The sequence below is a fragment of the Pseudomonas sp. GX19020 genome (assembly GCF_023371075.1).
GTDB lineage: Bacteria > Pseudomonadota > Alphaproteobacteria > Rhodobacterales > Rhodobacteraceae > Pseudogemmobacter.
On the sequence record NZ_JAMCCR010000024.1, the window covers coordinates 47,027 to 53,954 of the forward strand.

General features: G+C 61.1%; 6 protein-coding genes. 5 read left to right on the forward strand and 1 reads right to left on the reverse strand.

Features of this window, described 5'->3' with window-relative positions; genetic code table 11:
• The first annotated feature begins 17 nt into the window (after positions 1-17).
• The 5 genes from M3484_RS22535 to M3484_RS22555 all read left to right on the forward strand — a co-directional run bounded on the left by M3484_RS22535 (position 18) and on the right by M3484_RS22555 (position 5,816).
• Positions 18-1,034, forward strand: a complete 1,017-nt coding sequence (locus M3484_RS22535; RefSeq protein ID WP_092895905.1) for an amino acid ABC transporter substrate-binding protein — start codon at positions 18-20, stop codon at positions 1,032-1,034.
• A 141-nt stretch (positions 1,035-1,175) separates the two neighbouring features.
• On the forward strand, positions 1,176-2,765 hold the full coding sequence (locus M3484_RS22540; RefSeq protein WP_249499347.1) for an amino acid ABC transporter permease: 1,590 nt from the start codon (positions 1,176-1,178) through the stop codon (positions 2,763-2,765).
• A gap of 1 nt (position 2,766) precedes the next feature.
• The gene (locus tag M3484_RS22545) at positions 2,767-4,590 is read left to right on the forward strand and encodes an amino acid ABC transporter permease (RefSeq protein WP_249499348.1); all 1,824 of its coding nucleotides are present in this window, start codon (positions 2,767-2,769) and stop codon (positions 4,588-4,590) included.
• A gap of 9 nt (positions 4,591-4,599) precedes the next feature.
• Positions 4,600-5,370 carry an amino acid ABC transporter ATP-binding protein gene (locus M3484_RS22550; RefSeq protein WP_092895901.1) on the forward strand — a complete coding sequence of 257 codons (771 nt, stop codon included), beginning with the start codon at positions 4,600-4,602 and terminating at the stop codon, positions 5,368-5,370.
• 125 nt (positions 5,371-5,495) lie between these two features.
• The gene (locus M3484_RS22555; protein WP_249499349.1) at positions 5,496-5,816 is read left to right on the forward strand and encodes a hypothetical protein; all 321 of its coding nucleotides are present in this window, start codon (positions 5,496-5,498) and stop codon (positions 5,814-5,816) included.
• A gap of 59 nt (positions 5,817-5,875) precedes the next feature.
• Here M3484_RS22555 and M3484_RS22560 read toward each other — a convergent pair whose 3' ends face one another.
• Positions 5,876-6,826, reverse strand: coding sequence for an endonuclease/exonuclease/phosphatase family protein (locus tag M3484_RS22560; RefSeq protein WP_249499350.1), 951 nt, complete (start codon positions 6,824-6,826; stop codon positions 5,876-5,878).
• Between the last annotated feature and the right edge of the window lie 102 nt (positions 6,827-6,928).

The following is a 6,928-nucleotide window of genomic DNA, read 5'->3' on the forward strand; positions in this document are numbered from 1 at the left end:
CTCAGGAAGAGGTAATTATGAAGAAATCAGCAATCATCGGCGCGCTGGCGGCCAGCACCATGCTCGCAGGCGCTGCCAGTGCGGCCACGCTCGATGATGTTAAGGCGCGCGGCGAATTGAATTGCGGCGTCAATGTCGGCCTCACCGGCTTTGGCATGGCGGATGCGAATGGCACCTGGGTCGGCTTTGACGTCGATCTGTGCCGCGCGGTTGCCGCGGCAGTGCTTGGCGACCCGACCAAGGTAAAGTTTGTTCCCACAACCGGCGAAACGCGCTTTACCGCACTGGCCTCGGGTGAGGTTGATCTGCTTGTCCGCAACTCGACCGCAACCTTCACCCGTGACGTTGACCTGAAATTCGATTTTGTCGGCATCAATTATTATGACGGCCAGGGCTTCATGGTCAAAAAAGACCTGGGCGTTTCTTCGGCCAAAGAACTCGAAGGCGCCACTGTCTGCATTCAGACCGGCACCACCACCGAACTGAACCTCGCCGACTTTTTCAAGGCGAATAACATGACCTATACCCCGGTCACGGTTCAGGACGACTCTGAGGCGCAACGCCAGTATCTCGCCGGCGCCTGCGACACTTATACGACCGACGCGTCGGGCCTGGCGGCTGGTCGTGCAACCATGGCGGATGCCGAAAACCACATCATCCTTCCCGAGATCATCTCGAAAGAGCCACTCGGGCCGGCCGTGCGTCATGGGGACAATGTCTGGGGCGATATTGTGCGCTGGACCTATAACTCGCTGCTGATCGCCGAAGAAAAAGGCATCACCAAAGCCAATATCGAAGAGGTCGCCGGCTCCTCCACTGACCCCGAAATCCGCCGTCTGCTTGGACTTGAAGGCGAAATGGGCAAGATGTTCGGTCTCGACAATGACTGGGCGAAACGTGCGATTGCCGCCAACGGCAATTATGGCGAGATTTTTGAAGCAAATCTCGGAACCGGTACTCCGATCGGTCTGGCGCGCGGTCTGAATGCGCTCTGGACGCAAGGCGGGCTGCAATACGCCTGGCCGATGCGCTGATCTGCCCCGGGGGCGCGTCCGAAAGGCGCGCCCCCAGTTCTTTAAGATCAAACACTCAGAACAATCACGACCACGGACTGCCCGACAGCGGCAGTACCATAACCGGCAAAAGCCGGAGGCGGTCGGGCTCAGGGGGAATTCATGGCCTTTGCCACCAGTCGGGCGGAGGCGTCGAAGGGCGGCTTTCGCCTTTCGATGCTGATTTATGACACCCGTTTCCGTGCCATCACGCTCCAGGTGATCGCGCTCATACTCTTCCTGCTCTTCATCGGCTGGCTGACGGATAATGTGATCCGCAACCTTGACGCCAAGGGCAAGGACATCAATTTCGGCTTTCTCTGGGTCAGGGCCGGATATGATATCGAGCAGACCCTGATCCCCTATACCAATGATTCCACCCATGGCCGCGCGGTTATCATCGGGCTTCTGAACACGCTGGTTGTGGCGTTTTTCGGCTGCATCCTGGCCACGGTGATCGGCGTGATCGTGGGGATCCTGCGGCTGTCGAACAACTGGCTGATTTCGCGACTGATGACGGTCTATGTCGAGATCTTCCGCAATGTGCCGCTGCTTTTGTGGATCCTTCTGACCTTCGTGGTGATCTCCGAGACCATGCCGGCGCCGGCGGCCTTCAAGATCACGCCTGCAATCCTTGAAAGCCGGGCCGCGCTGGAAGGGCTGGAGGCCCGGGCCGGTGGCTATGGGCTTGCGGCGCGCCTTGCCGGCCTGCAGGTTTCCTCACCGGCCTTCCTGCTCTGGCTCCTTGCATTTATCGGTATTACCGGCGCGGCCTGGCAATATGCCCGCAGCCGGTTTGACGCCGGTAAGGCGGCGCTGATCACAGCCGTTCCGGCGATTTTGTGGATCATCGCGGCCCTGACCGTGTTCAGCCCTTCACTCTCGCCGGTTCTGGCCGAAAGCGAGGCCAGCGCCATCGGGCCCACAGAGCCCGCGGCCTCGAAATTCTTCTTCGATTCCATCGCATTGACCAATCGCGGCACCAATATCCCATCGCCGCTGCTGGACCGCCCGCTCGGCGGTACGGAAATCGCCTCTGTGCCGGTGAATTTCTCGGTGCTGGCGGTGCTGGCTGTGATCATCGTGTCGGTACTTGCAAATCGCTCGGTCACGCGGCGCGCCAACAAGCTTCAGGAAGAGACCGGCCGCCGCCCGACGACCTGGTGGATCTCGCTCCTGATCCTCTTCCTGCCCCTGGTCATTTTGCTGACCGCGCTTGGCCTGCATTGGGAGCTGCCGGGCTTTCCGGTGAATGACCAGGGCGTGAGCCAGGGCTTCAACTTCCAGGGCGGCATCCAGGTGATGCATTCCTTCACCGCGCTCCTCATCGCGCTCTCGCTCTACACCTCGGCCTTCATCGCCGAGATCGTGCGGGCGGGGATCCAGGCCATTTCGCGCGGGCAATCCGAGGCTGCCGCTGCCCTTGGCCTCCGCCCGGGCCGCACGATGAAGCTGGTGATCCTGCCTCAGGCCCTGCGGGTGATCATCCCGCCGCTGATCAGCCAATATCTGAACCTCACGAAAAACACCTCGCTGGGGATCGCGGTCTCTTACCTTGACCTGCGGGGCACGCTGGGCGGCATCACGCTGAACCAGACCGGGCGCGAGCTGGAATGTATGCTCCTGATGATGCTGATTTATCTGACAATCAGCCTGATCATTTCCTCGGGCATGAATGCCTTCAACTCTGCCGTAAAGCTGAAGGAGCGCTGAGATGACCGAGACTTCGCATCTCTGGGTCCGCGAGGAAATGCTGCGCCCGGCGCCGCCGCCACTGCGTGAGGCGGGAGCGGTTAAATGGCTGCGCGAGAACCTGATCTCTTCGCCGGTCAATACGCTTTTGACCTTTGCCGGGCTTCTGGTAACGATCTGGATGGTCTGGACCGCCTTCCCCTGGTGGTGGCATTCGGTCTGGAACGCCAATTCGCTGGCGGAATGCCGCGAGATCGTCGCGGCGGCGGGCGGCGAAAGCGGCGCCTGCTGGGCAGTGATCAAAGCGCGCTGGCACCAGTTCCTCTTCGGCTTCTTCCCGCCCGAGCAATACTGGCGCCCGGTGCTCACCGGCGGGCTGCTCTTTGCCGCGCTGGCACCGATCCTGTTCTGGAAAGACCGCAAGAGCGCCCATATGGTCGGTTTCGCGGGTATCGCGACCCTTGCCGCGCTTTACGCGATATCCGCAAACAGCCTTGCCTTTGCCGCGACTGCCGCAATTTTCGCGGTGATCTGGGTAACGGCGAGCCTGCGCCCGGCGGCGCTGATCTGGGTGACCGGGCTTTTCCCTTTCATCTCGATCTGGCTGATCTGGGGCGGGTCGTTCTGGTCACCGGTCACGCAGCTGCTGGCCATAGCGCTTGGTGCCCTGGTGGCCCGGCTCTATTACAACAACCCCAATAAATGGCTGAATGATGCCTTTGCGCTGGTCGTGGCCCTGGCCGCGGCCTGGGTGGCCTCGGTGGTGATCAATTACAGCGATGCCATCTCGACCGATTTCTTTGCGCGGCTGCGCATGGCAACCTTCTGGCAGGGCTTTGGCCAGGGCGGGAATATCCTGGCCATGGCTTTCGGTGCCCTCGCCTCTTTCGTCGTGATGCTGCTGACGGCGGCGATCTGGCTCCTGCTCGCGGTGATGTATGTGATCAGCGCGGTACTGAACTACAATCTCACCGACCTCGCCCGGCTTTTCGGCTATGAGACCCTGCCCGCCTGGGCGGCGATGATCAGCCTCGGCGCGCTGTTTGCCTTCGCGCTGGTCTTTGTCGCGGCGCGCAACCGGTCGGTCGTGATCGGCGTTCTCGCCGGGCTGCTCGCGGGCGGTGGCTGGCTTTTGTATCAGGCGCCGAAGATGGTTTCCTATATGGCAACCGACCTGCCGCTGACGATTGCGCCGGTCGGCTCCAATATGATCGGGGGATTTTTGCTGGCCCTGATCATCGGGGTCACGGCCATCGCGGCCTCGCTGCCTCTCGGCATCATGCTGGCGCTCGGGCGCAGATCGGACATGTGGCTGATGAAGATGCTCTCGATCGGCTTTATCGAGTTCATCCGGGGGGTGCCACTGATCACCCTCCTCTTCACCGCTTCCCTGCTTCTGCAGTATTTCCTGCCGCCGCAGACCAATTTCGACCTGATCCTGCGGGTGATCATCCTCGCCTCGCTCTTCTCGGCCGCCTATCTGGCCGAGGTGATCCGGGGCGGTCTCGCCGCCCTGCCGCGCGGTCAGTACGAGGCCGGTGACAGCCTTGGCCTGACCTATTGGCAGGCGCAGCGCCTGATCATCATGCCCCAGGCCCTGAAGATCTCGATCCCCGGCATTGTCTCGACCTTTATCGGGCTCTTCAAGGATACGACCCTGGTCTCCTTCGTCGGTCTTCTCGACCCGCTGAGGGGCGTTACCACCACCGTGCGCGCCGACATCAACTGGAAGGGCATCTATTGGGAGCCCTATATCTTCGTCGGCGCCATCTTCTTCATTATCTGCTTTGGTATGTCACGATACTCTATGTATCTTGAACGCAAGCTGAAGACAGACCATCGCTAAGGACGCATCATGAGCCAGGCACAGAAGATCCCGGACGTCCCGGGCGAAATCGCGATCGAAATCCGCAAGATGAACAAATGGTACGGCCAGTTCCATGTCTTGCGCGATATCGACCTGACGGTGGCACGCGGTGAGCGGATCGTGATCTGCGGCCCTTCGGGGTCCGGGAAATCAACGATGATCCGCTGCATCAACCGGCTGGAGGAACACCAGTCCGGCAATATCATCGTCGACGGCACCGAACTGACCAATGACCTCAAGAATATCGACAAGGTGCGCTCTGAGGTCGGGATGGTATTCCAGCATTTCAACCTGTTCCCGCATCTGACGGTGCTGGAAAACCTGACGCTCGCGCCGATCTGGGTCCGCAAGATCCCGAAAAAGCAGGCCGAAGAAACCGCGATGCATTTCCTGACCAAGGTGAAGATCCCGGATCAGGCGCTGAAATATCCGGGCCAGTTGTCGGGGGGCCAGCAACAGCGGGTCGCCATTGCGCGGTCTTTGTGCATGCGCCCCAGGATCATGCTCTTTGACGAGCCGACCTCGGCCCTCGACCCCGAGATGATCAAAGAGGTGCTCGACACCATGATCGAGCTCGCGGAAGAGGGCATGACAATGCTTTGCGTCACCCATGAAATGGGCTTTGCCCAGGCCGTGGCAAACCGCGTTGTGTTCATGGATCAGGGCCAGATCGTCGAACAGAATGCGCCGAAAGAGTTCTTCTCGAACCCGCAATCCGAGCGCACCAAGCTTTTCCTGAGCCAGATCCTCGGCCACTGACTTACCCGCAGCTCACCCTGAAAACCCGCCGCACCCGCTGGCGGGTTTTCGCTTTTGACGCAATCCTGCCTTACAATCACAGGCCTGGCGGCTATCACTGAAAGAACGCTTTCAAAGGAGCATTCATGTCCCGCACCCTTCCCCTCGCCGCCGCCGTCATCGTGCTTGGCAGCCTGCCGGCCCTGGCCGCACTGCCGCCCTATTTCGACCGGATCGAGCAGATGCAGACCATCCTTGCCAGCGAGGCCGTGGCCGAGCGTCTCGGCGGGCGCCCCATCGACGGGCTTGAATATGAACGCCATGCCGAAGATGGCAGCGTGAAATGGGAAATCGACACCGATGGCTGCGATGTCGACATCTGGCTTGACCCGCAGCCGATGCCCGAAGGGATGACCGGCAAGGTGACTTATGAGGTCCGCACACCAGTCGAAGCCTGCGATAACTGAGCTTCGCGCCGAAGCCTTTGCCCGGGGGCCACCCCCGGGCGAATACCGCCCGGCAGGGGTCAGAAGGCGAATTCCGCCACCACCGCCCGGTGATCCGAGGGCCAGGGCATCACAACAATATCGCTGTGCGGCCCATCTTCGCCAATGATGGCGGCATCAATGACCCGCAACCCTTCGCCTTTTGCCAGCAATTGGTCGATCCGGTCCGGGTGGTCATCCGTGGCAGCCTCGTCATAACGCGGTGCCCAGGTGAAAGCAGGCTTCGCGACAGGATCGGGAAAGATCGCGCGATAGGCGTCGGTAAAGCCAAGATCGGCCAGCCGCTTCGTCGCCGGCCATTCGACCGCAACCGGATGCGTGCCCTGCGCCACCGCAGCCCCAGTCCAGTCCAGCCTGGACGGTTCATTGAAATCACCGGTCACGAACACCGCCGCCGCGCCCTCTGCGGATTTCAGATCTTTCTCCAGCAAATCCATCCCGCCGGCCCGGGTCCGCCGCGCCCAATCCGCCGCCTCTTCCCCCGTGGTCAGGAATGGCCCCGGGCCATATTCAATCCCGAGCAATTGGTAAGGCTGATAAGGTTCATCATCGAGATGGATATTGAAGAGCCAGACCGCCCTCCCCTCCACATCAATCCGGACACCAAGCTCATGCGGGCTGGCCTCGCCAATCGGATAGCGCGAGATCACCGCATTGGCCCAAAGCGCCGGCGCCCCGCCCTCCTGATCGTACCAGTGCCAGCCAAGCGCCTGGGCAATTGCCTTTGCCACAGAGGGACCGGTCGCATCGCAGGATTCGGCACTGCAATCCTCAGGCTCTGCCCGGGTCTCCTGCAGACCCACGATATCTGCGCCTGCGGCACGGATGGCAGCGACCGTCTCCGAGACGTCCTTATCCTCATTCACGCCCCCGCCCCAGATATTGAAACTCATCACCCGCAACACGGTCTCGGCCGCGACGGGCAACGGCATAAGGGACAGGGTCAGTACAGCCAGAATCGAAAGGCGCATGAAAACCTCCGCACAAAAATCAGGCCAGGCTATCCTGGCGCTAAATTGTAACGAGGCATAGCCTCTGGCACCTGCGGGCTCCCCCCGCCCGGGGCTTGCAAC